15 protein-coding genes are annotated in these 14,975 nt (G+C 59.2%); 3 read left to right on the top strand and 12 right to left on the bottom strand.

The annotated features are described in order from the left end of the window. Positions 1 to 144 precede the first annotated feature (144 nt). The 10 genes from N7220_RS04150 to N7220_RS04105 all read right to left on the bottom strand — a co-directional run bounded on the left by N7220_RS04150 (position 145) and on the right by N7220_RS04105 (position 9,304). Positions 145 to 768 carry an ABC-type transport auxiliary lipoprotein family protein gene (locus tag N7220_RS04150; RefSeq protein ID WP_283150212.1) on the bottom strand — a complete coding sequence of 208 codons (624 nt, stop codon included), beginning with the start codon at positions 766 to 768 and terminating at the stop codon, positions 145 to 147. Next, the gene (locus N7220_RS04145; protein WP_283150211.1) at positions 765 to 1,814 is read right to left on the bottom strand and encodes an MlaD family protein; all 1,050 of its coding nucleotides are present in this window, start codon (positions 1,812 to 1,814) and stop codon (positions 765 to 767) included. Before N7220_RS04145 ends, N7220_RS04150 begins: the two co-directional genes overlap by 4 nt. Further along, positions 1,811 to 2,554: an ABC transporter ATP-binding protein gene (locus N7220_RS04140; RefSeq protein WP_283150210.1), complete on the bottom strand. Its 744-nt coding sequence runs from the start codon at positions 2,552 to 2,554 to the stop codon at positions 1,811 to 1,813. Before N7220_RS04140 ends, N7220_RS04145 begins: the two co-directional genes overlap by 4 nt. Beyond that, complete coding sequence (locus N7220_RS04135) at positions 2,555 to 3,664, bottom strand: ABC transporter permease (RefSeq protein WP_283150209.1); 1,110 nt, start codon at positions 3,662 to 3,664, stop codon at positions 2,555 to 2,557. A 20-nt stretch (positions 3,665 to 3,684) separates the two neighbouring features. Next, positions 3,685 to 4,575, bottom strand: coding sequence for a MinD/ParA family ATP-binding protein (locus N7220_RS04130; RefSeq protein WP_283150208.1), 891 nt, complete (start codon positions 4,573 to 4,575; stop codon positions 3,685 to 3,687). Next, positions 4,568 to 6,106 (bottom strand): flagellar biosynthesis GTPase FlhF, encoded by a 1,539-nt coding sequence (flhF, locus tag N7220_RS04125; RefSeq protein WP_283150207.1) that lies wholly within the window; start codon positions 6,104 to 6,106, stop codon positions 4,568 to 4,570. Before flhF ends, N7220_RS04130 begins: the two co-directional genes overlap by 8 nt. A 151-nt stretch (positions 6,107 to 6,257) precedes the next feature. Continuing rightward, positions 6,258 to 7,280, bottom strand: coding sequence for a lipopolysaccharide heptosyltransferase II (gene waaF / locus N7220_RS04120; RefSeq protein ID WP_283150206.1), 1,023 nt, complete (start codon positions 7,278 to 7,280; stop codon positions 6,258 to 6,260). A 119-nt stretch (positions 7,281 to 7,399) separates the two neighbouring features. After that, entirely contained in the window at positions 7,400 to 7,606 is a 207-nt protein-coding gene (locus N7220_RS04115; protein WP_283150205.1) for a zinc-finger domain-containing protein, read from the bottom strand. 7 nt (positions 7,607 to 7,613) lie between these two features. Continuing rightward, complete coding sequence (locus N7220_RS04110) at positions 7,614 to 8,537, bottom strand: branched-chain amino acid transaminase (protein WP_283150204.1); 924 nt, start codon at positions 8,535 to 8,537, stop codon at positions 7,614 to 7,616. Positions 8,538 to 8,689: 152 nt separating this feature from the next. Next, entirely contained in the window at positions 8,690 to 9,304 is a 615-nt protein-coding gene (locus N7220_RS04105) for a hypothetical protein (RefSeq protein WP_283150203.1), read from the bottom strand. A gap of 577 nt (positions 9,305 to 9,881) precedes the next feature. Here N7220_RS04105 and N7220_RS04100 point away from each other — a divergent pair. Both N7220_RS04100 and N7220_RS04095 read left to right on the top strand, forming a co-directional pair. Further along, positions 9,882 to 11,330: a DEAD/DEAH box helicase gene (locus tag N7220_RS04100; RefSeq protein ID WP_283150202.1), complete on the top strand. Its 1,449-nt coding sequence runs from the start codon at positions 9,882 to 9,884 to the stop codon at positions 11,328 to 11,330. A gap of 2 nt (positions 11,331 to 11,332) precedes the next feature. After that, entirely contained in the window at positions 11,333 to 11,776 is a 444-nt protein-coding gene (locus N7220_RS04095) for a YiiD C-terminal domain-containing protein (protein ID WP_283150201.1), read from the top strand. 13 nt (positions 11,777 to 11,789) lie between these two features. Here the strand turns inward: N7220_RS04095 and N7220_RS04090 are convergent, their stop codons facing one another. Further along, positions 11,790 to 12,518: a GNAT family N-acetyltransferase gene (locus tag N7220_RS04090; RefSeq protein WP_283150200.1), complete on the bottom strand. Its 729-nt coding sequence runs from the start codon at positions 12,516 to 12,518 to the stop codon at positions 11,790 to 11,792. A gap of 92 nt (positions 12,519 to 12,610) precedes the next feature. Here N7220_RS04090 and pdxR point away from each other — a divergent pair, with 92 nt between their 5' ends. Further along, complete coding sequence (gene pdxR / locus N7220_RS04085) at positions 12,611 to 14,065, top strand: MocR-like pyridoxine biosynthesis transcription factor PdxR (protein ID WP_283150199.1); 1,455 nt, start codon at positions 12,611 to 12,613, stop codon at positions 14,063 to 14,065. Positions 14,066 to 14,087: 22 nt separating this feature from the next. Here the strand turns inward: pdxR and N7220_RS04080 are convergent, their stop codons facing one another. Beyond that, complete coding sequence (locus N7220_RS04080) at positions 14,088 to 14,975, bottom strand: metal ABC transporter substrate-binding protein (protein WP_283150198.1); 888 nt, start codon at positions 14,973 to 14,975, stop codon at positions 14,088 to 14,090.

Here is a 14,975-nt window from a genome sequence, read left to right as displayed (position 1 = left end):
TGAAGCATGTGCGGCAATGATGACTGGACAATGGCGGCGCATACTCGCGAGCGGTTGAAACGGCATGTTCTGGCCATACCTGCCAACCTTGCCGGTTGGCGCGTCTCGCCGCCAATACGACGGCGAGAGCGTTCATTGGTTCGTTTATTGCGCGGAAACCGGAGCACTGCGTAGTGCGGTTTCGAGTTGGCTCAAGGCTTGTGTGAGCGCCTGCGCTTGCGCAGTGGCGATGCTGTCTCCGCTAACCGGTTCGGCTAGCGGAGCGCTCGCCGAGATCTGCCCGTCGTACACAAAACGGTTGTCCGTGGTATCGCGGACCCGAAAGCCCAACTGGACGTGTGCAGTGCGCGGCTGACCTGGGCGCAGATCGACGTACAGCGCATCGACGTCGCTTTCCAGAACATAGCGCGACGGCCACGGTGAACGCGATGGAATGACATGGCTGAATAAACCAGAGCGGCCTATCCAGTCGGTAATCCGGTCGGCCAGCAAAAACGGCAACGGTGAGGTGTAACCGCGATACGGGTCACGCGTATAACGCTGGTCGGTTTCGCGGTAAATGAAGCGGCTGCCGCCTAGCTCGCCAGGCGCATTGGGCAACATGACCTTGAGCGTGTCGTTAAAGCGCGGCGCGCTGGGTGCGGCGGCTGCCGGGTACGGCGTATCGAGCTGATAGCGGGATTCTTGCGGTGGCGTGCTGGAGCAAGCGGCCAGCAGCACAACGGCGGCGAGTAGCGGGGCGGCGAGGCGGAGGGGGGCGCGGGTCATTGGGCGGGCAACGGGTAAGGGGTAGGCGTGCTGCCAAACAGCAGACTGCCTGGATTGCTGTTGGCGCGATCAGTCAGGCGGCGCAAATCATCGCTGGCCGAGTGCAGGTTCATCAAGGTTTCTCCCAGTTCGCCTTCGTGCCCGGCGGTAAGCTCATCCAGCCGCGACATGGTTTGATCCAGATGTTTGAGCGAGTCACTTAGTTGCGGGCTTTCCAGCAACTCACGCAGTTTTGCGCTGCTGACAGCCAGATTGGTCGGCGCACTGGCCATGCCTGGCGCGTCCAGCATGGCATGCAGCTGCGCACTGGTGGCATGCACCTCGTTGAGCATCGCCCGCGCATCGCTCACCAATTGGTCCAGTGGGAGTTTGTCCAGCTTGCCGGCAACGCTATCGAGCGATTTGGCGATGCTGGCCATGGGAATCTGCCCCAATTTGTCGTCGGTGGTGGCCAGCAGGTGATTCAAGCGGGTCACGGTGGTTTCTACATCCAGCTTTTGCATGCGGGTGATGATGTCTTGGGTGGCACTCATCAACTGCGAAACGGCACTATGGGCAGACGGGATATACAAATCGAGCGGCGCCCAGGAAATCGCGAGCGGCCGGTTGCTGTACGGGTTGAAGTAGTCGATTTCCAGATAACTGGTGCCAGTCAGCCCCTGCGGTGTAATCCGCACCCGCAAACCGCGGTCTATCTCGCGCTGCAGCGTCTCCTGGCTGGGCAATTGCATGGTTTTGCCGCCAAACAGTTCGGGGCGCAAACGCGTTTCGACCAGCACATATTGCAGCCGCTCGGACGGCGGGGAATCCAGCTGATATTTGGTGTAGGTAAATGAAATTTTGCTGACTTCGCCCACGGTTACGCCGCGATAGCGCACCTTGGAACCGACATCCAGACCTTGGACCGATTCATCGAAATACGTTTCCATGGTGACGCTTTTGCCCAGCCAGCGGCCCGCACCAAACGCGATGAACAGCAGCGCTGCGGTGATCACGGCGATCACCACAAATAATCCCAGCCGAAAGTAATGCTTGCTATGCGTCATGTTGCTCCGCGTCTAAAGAACCGGGTTACGCGTGGGTCCGGATGATGGTCGCGTAAATCGGTGGGCGTGCCTTCGGCAATGATGCCCTTGTTCTGTTTATCCAGCATGATGGCCCGATCGGCAATCGCAAAGATGCTGGCGAGTTCGTGTGTGACCACCACAAAGGTTAGCCCCAGCACCTGCGCAAGTCGTTTGATCAGGGCGTCCAGCTCGGCAGAGGTGATCGGGTCCAGCCCGGCGGATGGTTCATCCAGAAACAGAATGGCCGGGTCCAGCGCCAGTGCCCGGGCAATGGCTGCGCGTTTTTGCATGCCGCCGGAAAGCGCCGAGGGCAGGTAGTCGGCAAATTGTTCGAGCCCCACCTGACGTAGCTTGAGACGCGCCACCAGATCACGCGCGGCGGCGTCCAGCCGGGTGTAGGACTCCAGTGGCAACATGACGTTTTCAAGCACCGTCATGGAGCCAAACAAGGCGCCCGATTGATACGCCACGCCAAACTGCGACAGAATGCGCCGCCGCTCATCGCCATCGGCCAGGGTGAGGTTTTCGCCCTTGATCAGCACGTGCCCGCGGCGCGGTGTTTCCAGCCCGATCATGTGTTTAAGAAGCGTGGATTTGCCACACCCGGAGCCGCCCAGAATGGTCAGGATTTCACCTTCCTGTACAGTCAGGTTGACGTCCTTGAGTACGATATTGCGGCCATAGGCGCAGGTGAGGTTCTCAACCTTGATGATGTCCATCTACCACCCCAGGTAGTAGAAGGCGACAGCAAACAAGCCATCGGACACCACCAGCATGACAATCGCGCTAACCACCGCCTGCGTGGTGCTGGCGCCAACCGCGCTGGCTCCGGCACCCGTGTTCAAGCCACGCCGACAGCCGATCACCGCAATACCAAAACCGTAGACGGTGGCCTTGGCCAAACCGCCGATGTAATCGGAAAACCCGACCGAATCCATGACTTGGGCGGCGGAGGTAGTGAGCGGGATATTGAAGCTCAACAACACCAGCCCGGCACCGAAAATACCAACGACCTCGGCCAGCACCGTGAGCAACGGCGCCATCAGCGTAACGGCCAGAATGCGTGGCAGCACCAGAAAACGCACGGGTTCCAGTCCCAGCGTGACCAGCGCATTGATTTCTTCATTCACTTTCATGGTGCCCAGTTCTGCCGCAAAGGCAGCGCCAGTGCGCCCAGCCAGCAGAACGGCAGTCATCAGAGGCGCCAGTTCGCGTACCAAAGCCAGACCGACCAGATTGGCGACGAATAATTCCGCGCCAAACTGGCGCATGGGCACAGCAGACTGGAAGGCCAGAATGACACCCAACAAAAACGCCACCAACAACACGATGGGCAAAGCGTTGACGCCAGCTTTGACGCACTGCTCGATCATGTCGCCCCAGCGCAAAATACTCGGGCGACGTAGCAATACCAGCCACGCTTCAGTCAGTTCGCCGGTAAAGGCGAGCAGATCGTAAACACCGCGCCAGACATCGGCGGCTTTGCTACCCAGGCGAATCAGAAAGCCGGGTCGCGTTGCCGGAGCTTCCACCTTGAGTGGTGTCTGGGGATCGAGCTCATTGAGTAGCGCGGTATAGCGTTGCGGCAAACCTTCAACCACGCCGCCGCTCTGGATTAGCTCATACAACAGAGCCAGACCGGCGCCATCGCAGTAATCCACTGCAGCGGCGTTGATCCGCAAGTCTTTGCGAGCAAAGGTACGGGTGGCGGGCCAGACCGCGGCACTGCCATTGGAGTCCAGCCGACCGGCCAGATAGAGAAACTCGCCACGATCATCGTGGCGCAGTTCAGCAAGCGTGGACAGCGTCGGCGGCGAGGTATCTGGCATGAGTGCGGCGAAAACCTGGGTCAGTTCTGCAAGCGGTCGGTGAGAATCCGGCTGGATTCCACGAGCCGGTAAACAAAGTGTCCCGGCGTTTCTTGCGACTGATTCGGGCGCTTCCAGCGCAGCATGGCATCGGCTAGTTGCCGGAAAGCATGGCTGGCTTCCGCTTCAGGAAAAGCCTCGATCACCGTGCGGCCCAGGCGCATGGCGCGTTTGAGTTTGTCATCTTCCGGCACATAACCAATCAGGCGCAGACGAATTTCCGCACCCAGATATTGCGTGGCAACGCTGCGAATGCGGTCGAACAGCAGGCTGGCGTCTTCCAGGCTGGCAACACGGTTGACCAGAATGCGGAATTCGCGCCGGGCGTATTCGGTGTACAGCACCTTGATCGTGGCGTACGCGTCGGTGATCGACTCGGCGTTTTGCGAGACGATGATCAGCACGTCGTCAGCGGCCAAAGACAGATTTGGAACACCAGACAGGGTGGTCGGGCGGGTATCGAGCAGCAGGAAGTCGACTTCTGCCGTGAGCGTTTCAAACTCTTGCGCCAGCCAGGAGAGTTCGCGCTCGTTCAAGCCCGCCAGCATGGTGGCGCGGGCAGAGACCGGCAGGATGGCGAAACCGGCATCGGTTTGCACCACCGCGTCGGCCAGCGAGATTTCGCGACGCAGAACGGATTCAAAGTGATAAGCCTGCGCCAGTCGCAAGCGATGCAAAGAGTTGGACAGCCCTTCAAACTCATCTAGCAGCAACACTTCACGTTGCCGTTCGGCTAGAGCGGCGGCGAGGTTGATCGCCAAGGTGGTGGCACCACTGCCACCGCGGCCGCCATTGAGGCTGATGCTGCGACACGGTGTCGGGCTAAGCAAAGCCCGCAAGCCGGCCGCTTGATCCAGCCAGCCATTAGCCACGGCGGTTTCTCACATTCAGATCGAGCGGAACTTCAGTTGCCCCGGTTTGCGAGCTCATATACAGCGGGTATTCGTCCTGCCGCAGCTGGAATACCGGGTTGTCGGCCGCGCCGCGGAACGAGCGGTCAATCAGGTATTCAACATTGGCGCGGTGCAGGTCTTCCGGCACGCGCTGCCCATTGGTGACGAACTGCAATTGCAGCCGGTGGCGAATGGCCACATCCAGACAACCGCCCTGGCTCATGGTTTCGTCCAGCTTGGTCAGAATGCAGCCTGCCAATGTTGGATTTTTGTAGCGGCGGGCAACGTCATCCAGCGTGGCTGGCGCCGCGTTGGCCGCCAACAGCAGGATGGTCGAAACCCGATCCTGGCCGAACAGCGCCAATTGTTCGCCAATGCGCTGGTCCCGCTGACCCATACCCACGGTATCGATCAACACCAGATGGCGGTCAGACAAATCGGCCAGTGTCAGTTCCAGATCGGTCTGGTCTTTGACGTCATGCACCGGGATGCCAATGATGCGGCCATAAATGCGCAGTTGATCTTGCGCGCCGATCCGGTAGCTATCGGTGGTCAGCAGCGCAACCGAGTCCGGCCCATGCAGCAGCGCGCAGCGAGCGGCCAGTTTGGCGACAGTGGTGGTCTTGCCCACGCCAGTCGGCCCGATCAGGGCAAATGTGCCGCCGCGTTCGATCAAATCATCGGAGCTGGCTGGCAGGTTGTGCACCAGCGCGGCTTTAATCCAGCGCAAGCCTTGTTCGATGCCGATATCCGGCATTTTTTCGATCAGCTGGCGGCTCAAGGCAGGCGAGAAACCGCCGGCCAGCAACTGACGTAATACTTCGAGTTTTTCTGGCGCATGGCGCGACAACTCGCCCCAGGCCATGCCAGCGATCTGGCTTTCCATCAGCCCGCGCAACAAGCGGATTTCGCGCGCGATGTCTTCCATGGCCTCTTTATTCGGCGGCGATGGCTGGCTGGCGTTGGCGTCTTCGTAACGGAAATTGGTCGCAGTGCGCAGTGGTTCTTCGCGGCGCGGCGGTGTCGACTTCAAACCAAGCGACGGCGTTACTGCGGGCGCGGGTTGCACTGGCGCGGTCTGCCGGGGCAGTGGTTCGTCCAGCAGGCTGGCGTAAGTGGTTGGCGCAGCAGGGGTCGGCACCGGTGTCGGAAGCGGGGCGTTGCTTTGTGGCGTGGGAGCCAGATCAGCCAGCGAAGGTTCGCTGTCTTCGTGTTCTTCGTCGGGGATGGCATAAGAGCGTTCCAGCGCCCGACCGGTCGGTGTTGCAGGGGTATCGTCGTGAATGGAACGCAGCAGGCGTGCGCCATTAGCCCGGGACGGCGTGCGTGATGCACCGCCGGTTTTTACACCAGTAAGGGTAGCGACGTCCGAGTCGGCAACAGCCATGATCTCGACCCCGCCACCGGAAACCTGGCGGTTGGACAAAATCAGAGCGTCGGGGCCAAGTTCGTCCCGAACTTGCCGAAGCGCATCTCGGGTGGTGGCGCCGTAGAATTTTTTGACGACCATCGCAGTGGCAGTTCTTTTTAAAGTGACTTGAGAATGCTGACCATTATGGGGGCGTAGCGGTATTCAGCCAAGTCGCAGTGGTAACTGTGTCCAACCAGTACGGCCTGAGCCGCCGCCTGGCCGCGACCAGCGTATTTGCGGGCATGGGCGCTCAGGTATGCGCGCCCAGCAAAAGCAGTTTTTCGATGGCACGATTGGCGCGACTGGCTTCCAGCTGATTAAGGCAATTCATGTGGCCAAGCGGGCAAACGCGCTCAAAACAGGGGCTGCATTCCAGATCCAGCGTGACGATCTCAGCCCGGTTGGATAGCGGCGGCGTGAATTCGGGTGAACTGGAGCCATAAATGGCTACCAGCGGGCGATCCAGCCCGGCCGCGACATGCATCAAGCCCGAATCATTGGCGACCACCACTTGTGCCAGCGACATCAGGTCAATCGCTTCCGCCAGGCTGGTTTTGCCACACAGATTGACCGCACCGGGTGCCAAAGCGGCAATCTCGCTGGCAATTTCATCATCCTTGTTGGAGCCAAACAGCCAGACCTGGTCGCCTTGCGCCATGCGTTGACGAGCCAGTGCGGCAAAGTGATTGGCCGGCCAGCGTTTGGCAGGGCCATATTCGGCGCCAGGGCAACAGGCGATGATGGGGCGATCTGCAGTCAGGCCCAGTTTGTTCAACGCAGCCGTGCGCGAGGCTTCATCGATCTTCAGGCGCGGATGCGGCACCGGGCGTTGCAATGGTTTGCCCGCGTCATCAGCCAGTGCGGCAAAACGCTCCACCATTTGCGGTAGAGCCAGCGGATTGAGCGTGCGGGTGTCATTCATCAGGATGAAACGCGCTTCACCTACCCAGCCAGTGCGCACCGGAATACCGGCAAACCACGGAATCAGCGCCGATTTGAGCGAGTTGGGCAGCACAATGACTTGATCGTAGCCACGTTGCTTGAGTTGCCTTCCCAGTTTGATGCGCTGCGCCAGCCGCAACGAGCCATGACCAAACGGGTTGTCGATGGTTTCGCTGATCTCGGGCATGCGCGCATGAACCGGGCGCGTCCACGGTGGCGCGAGCACGTCAATCTGCACGCCAGGATGGCGCTCGGCCAGACGGCGGTACAGCGGCTGAGCCATGATGGCGTCGCCAACCCAGGCTGGGGCCACGATCAGTATTTTTTTCATGCAGTGTCGCAAGAGTGGGCGCTACTTAAAACGAAGAGGAAAGCGGCTGCTTGAAAAGCCGCTACCCGAAAAGACAAAACGGCGCGATGCGCCGTTCTATCCAAGACTTACCGCAAGGTTCAGTGATGACCCTTGAGCACTTCGCCAGCTTTCAGACGATAGCGGGTGCCACAGTACGGGCACAGTGCTTCACCGGTTTTTTCAATCGGCAAAAACACGCGCGGATGGGCGTTCCAGCTCACCATATCCGGCATCGGGCAGTGCAGCGGCAAATCGCTGGCACCGACTTCGATCTCACGCAGGGTATTTTCTTTCAGTTGACTCATGCTTCGCTCACTTGACAGGGGTCAGCCACTCAGCGCGGGAGCCTTCCTGGCCCTTCACGCTGGCAAAGTAACGGGATTGCAGCAGTTCGGTAACCGGACCACGACGGCCTTCCCCAATGGTGCGGCCATCAAGTTCGCGAATCGGCGTGACTTCGGCGGCAGTACCGGTGAAGAACGCTTCATCCGCACTATAGACTTCGTCGCGGGTAATGCGTTTTTCGATGACCTGAATGCCGTGTTCTTCAGCCAGTTGCACGATGGTGTCGCGGGTGATGCCTTCCAGCGCACTGGTCAGATCAGGCGTGTACAGCTTGCCACGACGCACAATGAACACGTTCTCGCCCGAGCCTTCTGCCACGTAGCCTTCGGCATCCAGCAGCAGTGCTTCGTCGTAACCGTCGCGGGTGGCTTCGGTGTTGGCGAGGATCGAGTTCATGTAATTGCCGTTAGCCTTGGCTTTACACATGGTGATATTGACATGGTGGCGGGTGAAGCTCGAAGTCTTCACACGGATGCCTTTTTCCAGGCCATCAGTACCCAGGTACGCGCCCCACGGCCAGGCAGCGACGATCACGTGCACGTCATCTAGAGGCGGAGCCACACCCAGCTTGCCCGCGCCATAAAACGCCATCGGGCGCAGATAGCACGATTGCAGACCGTTTTCTTTCACCACGGCCAGTTGGGCAGCGTTCAGTTGTTCTTTGGTGTACGGCAGCTTCATGCCCAAGATGTGGGCGGAGCGGAACAGGCGATCGGTGTGATCCTGCAGGCGGAAGATAGCCGGGCCGCTTGGTGTTTCGTAAGCGCGCACGCCCTCGAAAACGCCCAGGCCGTAATGCAGCGTGTGGGTCAGCACGTGCGTGGTCGCGTCGCGCCACGGAACCAGTTTGCCGTCGTACCAGATGACGCCATCGCGGTCAGCCATCGACATGGGTGTTTCTCCTGCCTGATCGGTGAATAAGGAAAGTCTGCAATTGTAACCGAACACGCCGGACTACCTCCACCCGTATCTGTACGGGCTGCGACGTGCGGTGCAACAAGGTTTGGCGGGCAATTACTGCCCGGATCAATCGTCAGCGCCGGTTACAGCCGGGCGAACAAATCCTGGCCGGTTTCATCTACCGCTTTATCAACGACCTGAGTCACGCTGAATGCCTTGAGAAAAGCCTCGGCTTTGGCGCTATCCAGCCGGCTGGACGCAATCTGGCCCAGCCCGGCGTAAAGCGCATCCAGCAAAAGCGCTTGTTCACTCAGACCAATGCGTTCTGCCAGGCGGTTGATCGCCTCCAGCGTGCGCGGGTGCCGGGTATGGATGGTGATCTTGCCGGGCTCGGCAATGCTCATGGTTTGCTTGCGCCGGGCAGGGGGAAAGGCACGAAAGCCATCGCGGCGCACCTGAATGGCTTCTTTGGCCGAGTGCCAATATACGCCGCTGATAAATCCGGGCGGACTGGTGCGGCGAACCGGTGTGGCAATGGGCTCGGCCACTTTGAAGTTAAGGCGCGGCAGATACTGGGTGTCACGCGATAACCAGGCTTCGCCGACGCGGTACGTGCCGGGCTGGTCGCCATTGCGGGCGCTTTCCCAGTCATTGGTCAGCATGAAACTTTGGCCCAGTGCGGGCACTTCAAGAGTGGTGCCGCGTTGCCACGAACGCAGCGTTTCAACGTCGGGATTAACCAGCAATTGCACATTCATCAAGCGGGCTCATGGGTCTTGTTGTTAGATATTCTTATCTATCATACTCAATGTACGTATCATAAAGTCAATGGTCCAGGCAAAAAAATGGCCCACTTTGCATTCCGGAGCGGTTGCAAAGCGGGCCAGGGCTTTCACGTTCTACTGAGTCATCCTGCTGGCGGGGGCGCTAACAAGAAGAAGCTCGAGTTGGTTAGAACAGGCCAAACGGAGAATTGGAGAACTGCATTACTCAACTACGATGTTGCACATTATCCGGATTCGCTTCGTCAATGTATGTGTCATATTTTCATGATTTGGCGTAACTGTTTACATTGTGTCAATCATCGTATGGTTGATTGTTCCGCTCTAAACCGTGCGTGCGCGGGGGCAAGCATGGCAAGCGCTGCCACCTCACGCACAGCGGGCTTGCACTCACCCTTGTAGTCCCGGTCAGGTAACGCCTGACAGGCCTGTCACGGCAAAAGCACATAAAGTTAGCTGTTTTCGTGATAAACTCGTTGATTATCCGGAGGTTTCCGTTACCTCGCTCCGGTTCTCTGAATCAATGAATGAAGCTCGTTGGAGTAAGCGCAGGATGACATTTGCAACGCTGGGGCTGGCGCCCGCAGTACTCAAAGCTGTTGAAGAACAAGGCTACGAGAGCCCAACCCCGATCCAGGCTCAGGCGATCCCAGTGGTGCTGGAAGGCAAGGATGTATTGGGCGCAGCCCAGACTGGCACCGGCAAAACCGCCGCGTTTACCCTGCCCATCCTCACTCGCCTCGCGCCTTACGCCAACACCAGTGTTTCTCCGGCTCGCCATCAGGTGCGTGCGCTGATCCTGACTCCAACCCGCGAACTGGCCGATCAGGTTTATGAATCGGTCAAAACCTACGGCAAGCATCAAGCTCTGCGTAGCCACGTGGTGTATGGCGGTGTCGACATCAACGGCCAGATTCCTGCGCTGCGTGCCGGTGTCGAAGTGCTGGTCGCCACGCCCGGTCGTTTGCTCGATCACGTGCAGCAAAAAACCGTGAATTTGTCGCAAGTCGAGATTCTGGTGCTGGACGAAGCCGATCGCATGCTGGATATGGGTTTTATCCCCGATATCCGCCGCATCATGGATTTGCTGACCAACCGCAAGCAGACGCTGCTGTTCTCCGCGACTTTCTCGCCCGAAATCAAAAAGCTGGTGGCCGACTTCCTGCACGAACCAGTGACAGTTGAAGTGGCTCGCCAGAACGCCACCAACGAAAACGTTGAACAAATCCTGCATCCTTGCGAAACCCATCGCAAAAAAGCTTTGCTGGCGCATTTGATCCGCACGCAAGACATGCAGCAGGTCATTGTGTTCACCCGCACCAAACAAGGTGCTGATGTACTCGCCCGTGATCTCAAGCGCGAAGGGTTTGAAGTTGAGGCTGTCCACGGTGATCGCGACCAGAAAGCGCGGATGGAAGCGTTGGCCGCGTTCAAGGAAAACCGTATCAAGGTGATGGTTGCGACTGACGTTGCCGCGCGTGGTCTGGATATTTCCGAACTGCCGTATGTGGTTAACTTTGAATTGCCAGGCAACCCGGAAGACTATGTGCACCGTATCGGCCGCACCGGTCGTGCTGGTGCCAAGGGCATTGCCATTTCGCTGGTTGATCCGGGCGAAGAGAAGGCTTTCCTCGGCATTCAGAAGCTGATCAAGAAAACCTTCCAGCTCACGCCGGTGCCAGGCTTTTCGCCGGGCACTCATATGGAGCCCGCAGCGCCCGCCAGCCCGCCGCAACGTACCCGCGACAATCGTGAAGGGCGTGAATCCCGCGACGGGCGTGAACGTGGTGGCAATCGCGAAGCCCGCAGTAACGCCGTAGCCACACCGCCGCGCATGGCACCAGTGCGTGCCAACGCCGTTGCAGTTGTCCCGGCTTTGGGTGGCAGCGCCCGCACCGTTAACGAAATGCCAGATGCGCCGCTGATTGCGCACAATCGCCCCAAGCAGATTGCCGCTTTGTTCCTGCCACCGCGTTATCCGGTCAATTCGTCCGGGTCCTGAGTGTGACGGTCGCATTTGCTGACTACTGGAATAGCCGTCTTCGTGACGGCTTTCCTGTTTTGGCGGCGATGCAAGTGCACGTAATGGGCGATGTGGATGATTGGTCGATCGCGGTACCATACGAACCCAACCGCAACGATCACGCCACCGCTTTTGGTGGCAGTATCTCGACGCTGGCGACGATAGCTGGCTGGATGGCGGTGAATGTAGCCGCGGGCGAGGGCGCTGATGTGGTGATCCAGTCTGGTGCTACTGACTTCCTGTTGCCGATCCCCGGCGATTTCACTGCTCATGTGCTGCCGGTTGACGAACAGCAACTGGCTGCCTTCCAGCGCATGTACCAGCGACGTGGCAAAGGGCGCCTGTCTGTGACCGTAGAAGTGCACACAGCCAGCAAGATGCTGGCTGCGCGTTTTGTCGGCGTTTATGTGGCGGTGCGGTTGTAACTGGCCAAGCCTGTTATGTCGCCCGCTGGGCCAGCGCCGCGCTGGTCAACGCCGACAGGCTGCTGCGCTGACGGCCAGCCGCATCAAAATTATCCGCCTGCAGCCATTGTTCAAATGCCACCTCCAGTAACGGCCATTCGTTATCAATAATCGATAACCAGGTTGTGTCGCGGCTGCGTCCTTTATTGATGGCGGCTTGGCGGAAAATCCCCTCAAAAGTAAAGCCCAAACGCTCCGCCGCACGATGGGACGGTGCGTTCAGCGAATTACACTTCCATTCATAGCGGCGATAGCCAAGCTTGAAGGCGTTGCGCATCAGCAAGAACATCGCAGCAGTCGCCAGTTTGGTTTTCTGCATGCGCGGCGAGAAAGTCAGCCAGCCAACCTCGATACTCGCCGTTTCTGGCGCAATGCGTAGATAGGTGGCGATACCCGCAGCCAAGCCGGTTGCGGCATCGACAATGGCATACGGTTGCGGGTCAGACTTGCTTGCCAGCGCACGTAACCAGCCGTCATGCCCAGCCTTGTTGGCAAATGGCCCGACACTCAAATAAGTCCAGACACGGCCTTCAATATCTTCGGAAAAAGCTTCCCACAACGCGTTGCTGTGTTTTGCCACATCAAGCGGTTCCATCCGGCAACCGTAGCCTTCCAGCGTGGTAGCAATCGGGAAAGGTGGATTTTGCCAATCCGGCAAGGGTTTACCCAAAGGTTGGCCGAGTTCATTGCTCCATGTCTGCATTGTTTTTTTCCTGTGGCGGGGTGGTATCAGGGGCAGTTTAAAGCGAGAATGGCCTGCTGTTTGATGCCAATTTCATCGCAGGGATAAGGCCAATGCATTTTTCCTTGATACCCGCCGACGTCCAGGCGCCCAGCCTGCAAGACCAGGTTTGCAGCCAGTTGCGCGAACACATCCTCAAAGGTCTGTACGTGCGGGGCCAGCGCTTGCCAGCCTCACGGGTTTTGGCGGCCGAACTGGGCGTGGCTCGGGTTACGGTCGAAGCGGCATATGTGCGGCTGGAAGCTGAAGGTTATGTGCAGCGGCGGGTGGGCGCGGGGACATTCGTCGCCATTGATGTGTTGACGCGCTTCCCGGCCAAACCGGTGGCGGGGCAGGCGATTGCCGGGCCGTCGCAACGCGGGTTGGCGACGCAATTGGCAACGCGGCTGCGTTTTGACGTGCCGGATCAACGAGATTTCAGCGCTGGCTTGCCTGATCTGCGCGTGTTTCCGCGCGAGCTGTGGCTGAGCTTGCAATCGCGCATTGTGCGCGGGCCGGAAAGTGATGCGCTGATGGATTACGGTGATGCGCAAGGTTATCTGCCGTTACGCCAGGCCATAGCGGCGTATCTGGCGCAATCACGCGGGGTGCGCTGTCATCCGGGGCAAGTGCTGATTCTTTCCAGCTCGCAACAGGCGCTGCAATTGCTGGCGACCACTTTGCTCGATCCGGGCGACGTGGCTTGGGTTGAAGACCCCGGTTACCACGGTGCCCGCGCCGCCTTTCAGGCCGCCGGAGCGATATTGCAGCCGGTGGGGCTGGATGAGGAAGGGCTGCTCTGGCGCGAGCCGGATGGCAGTTGCACTCTGCCCAAACCCCGGATGATCTACGTCACGCCTTCGCATCAATATCCGCTGGGAATGCGTATGTCGCTGGCGCGACGCATGGATTTGCTGAGCACGGCGCAAGCGCAGCGCGCGTGGGTTGTGGAGGACGATTACGACGGCGAATACCAGTACGACCATAAACCGCTGCCTGCCATGCAAGGGCTGGATGACGCTGGTTGCGTCTTGTACGTAGGCACCTTCAGCAAAGTGTTGTTTCCGGGATTGCGCCTAGCTTATGTGGTCGCGCCCGAGCCGGTGATGCCCGCGCTGATTGCGGGCCGCCGCGCTTGCGACGGTCATAGCAGCCAGTTACAGCAAGCGGTGACGGCGGCATTTATCAGCCAGGGGCATTTCAGCGCGCATTTGCGGCGCATGCGTTTGCTGTACCGCAGCCGCCGCGACTGTATGCTGCAAGCGTTGGCGCCGCTGGGCGAACTACTTCAGCCGACCGGATTTGCCAGCGGTTTGCAGTTTGCCGGACTGGTGCAGCCGGGGCAGGAGGCGCCGCTGACCGCTGCCGCCCGCCGTTCCGGTTTGGCGTTGCGTGATTTGCATTACGCCCATCTGGGGCCGATTACGCGAGAGGGCTGGCTACTGGGCTACGCCGGGCTGACCCATGAGGAGATTCGGGATGCGGCTGGGCGCTTGAGCCGTGTTATCCGTGGCGCGACCAAACGCTGAACTGGTTGATGGCCGCGCGGTGTCAGCGGTTTTGCGCCATACCCGCGACCAGCGTGGTCACATTGTGCCGGTACATTTTTAGATAGGTATCGGCCACACCATCTTTGGATAACGCATCCGAAAACAGCTTGTCGCCCAGTTTGCTACCGGTTTCGGCAGCAATCTGCTGCACCATTTTCGGATTGCTGATGTTTTCCATAAACACCGCATGAATGCCACTTTGCTTGATCTGGTTAATCAGCTTACCCACATCTTTGGCGCTGGGCTCGGCATCGGTGGAAACCCCTTGCGGTGCCAGAATCTTGATGCCAAAGCGAGCGCCCAGATACCCAAATGCATCATGCGAAGTCAGAATGACGCGTTTTTGCGGTGGCACTTTGTTGAACTCGCTGGTCGCCCAGCTGGCCAAATCGTCTAACTGTTTCTGGTAAGCCGTGGTGCGCTGCTGGTAATAGGTGCAACCTGCAGCGTCCGCTTTGCACAGCGCCGCATTGATGACGCCGACCATGGCTTTGGTGCGCGCAGGGTCTTGCCAGGCATGCGGGTCAGTGACACGTTTGCCGTCTTCATCCATCACCAGCGTATTGCCAGCCTGATTGACGGTAACCACGGTGCCCTGGTAATTGGCGGCTTGTTGCAAGCGGGTCAGCCAGCCTTCCAGCCCCAGCCCGTTCACAAAGAACAAACGGGTGCGTGAAATGCGGGCGATATCGGCCGGTGTTGGCTGGAAGACGTGGGCATCTTCATCTGGCCCGACCAGGCGGAATACCGAAACGCGCTCGCCGCCGACTTGCTGCACCAGATCACCCAAGATGCTGAAGCTGGCTGCTACCGGCAACGGGGTGGCGGCCTGAGCCAGACCGGAAAAACACAGGAATGCTAGCGAGAGCCAGCGAATCAGACGTGGCAT

It is taken from the genome of Silvimonas soli (assembly GCF_030035605.1).
In the GTDB taxonomy this organism is placed as follows: Bacteria; Pseudomonadota; Gammaproteobacteria; order Burkholderiales; family Chitinibacteraceae; genus Silvimonas; species Silvimonas soli.
Note: the sequence above shows the minus strand (reverse complement) of the source record. Positions and strands in the feature narration are given on the sequence as shown.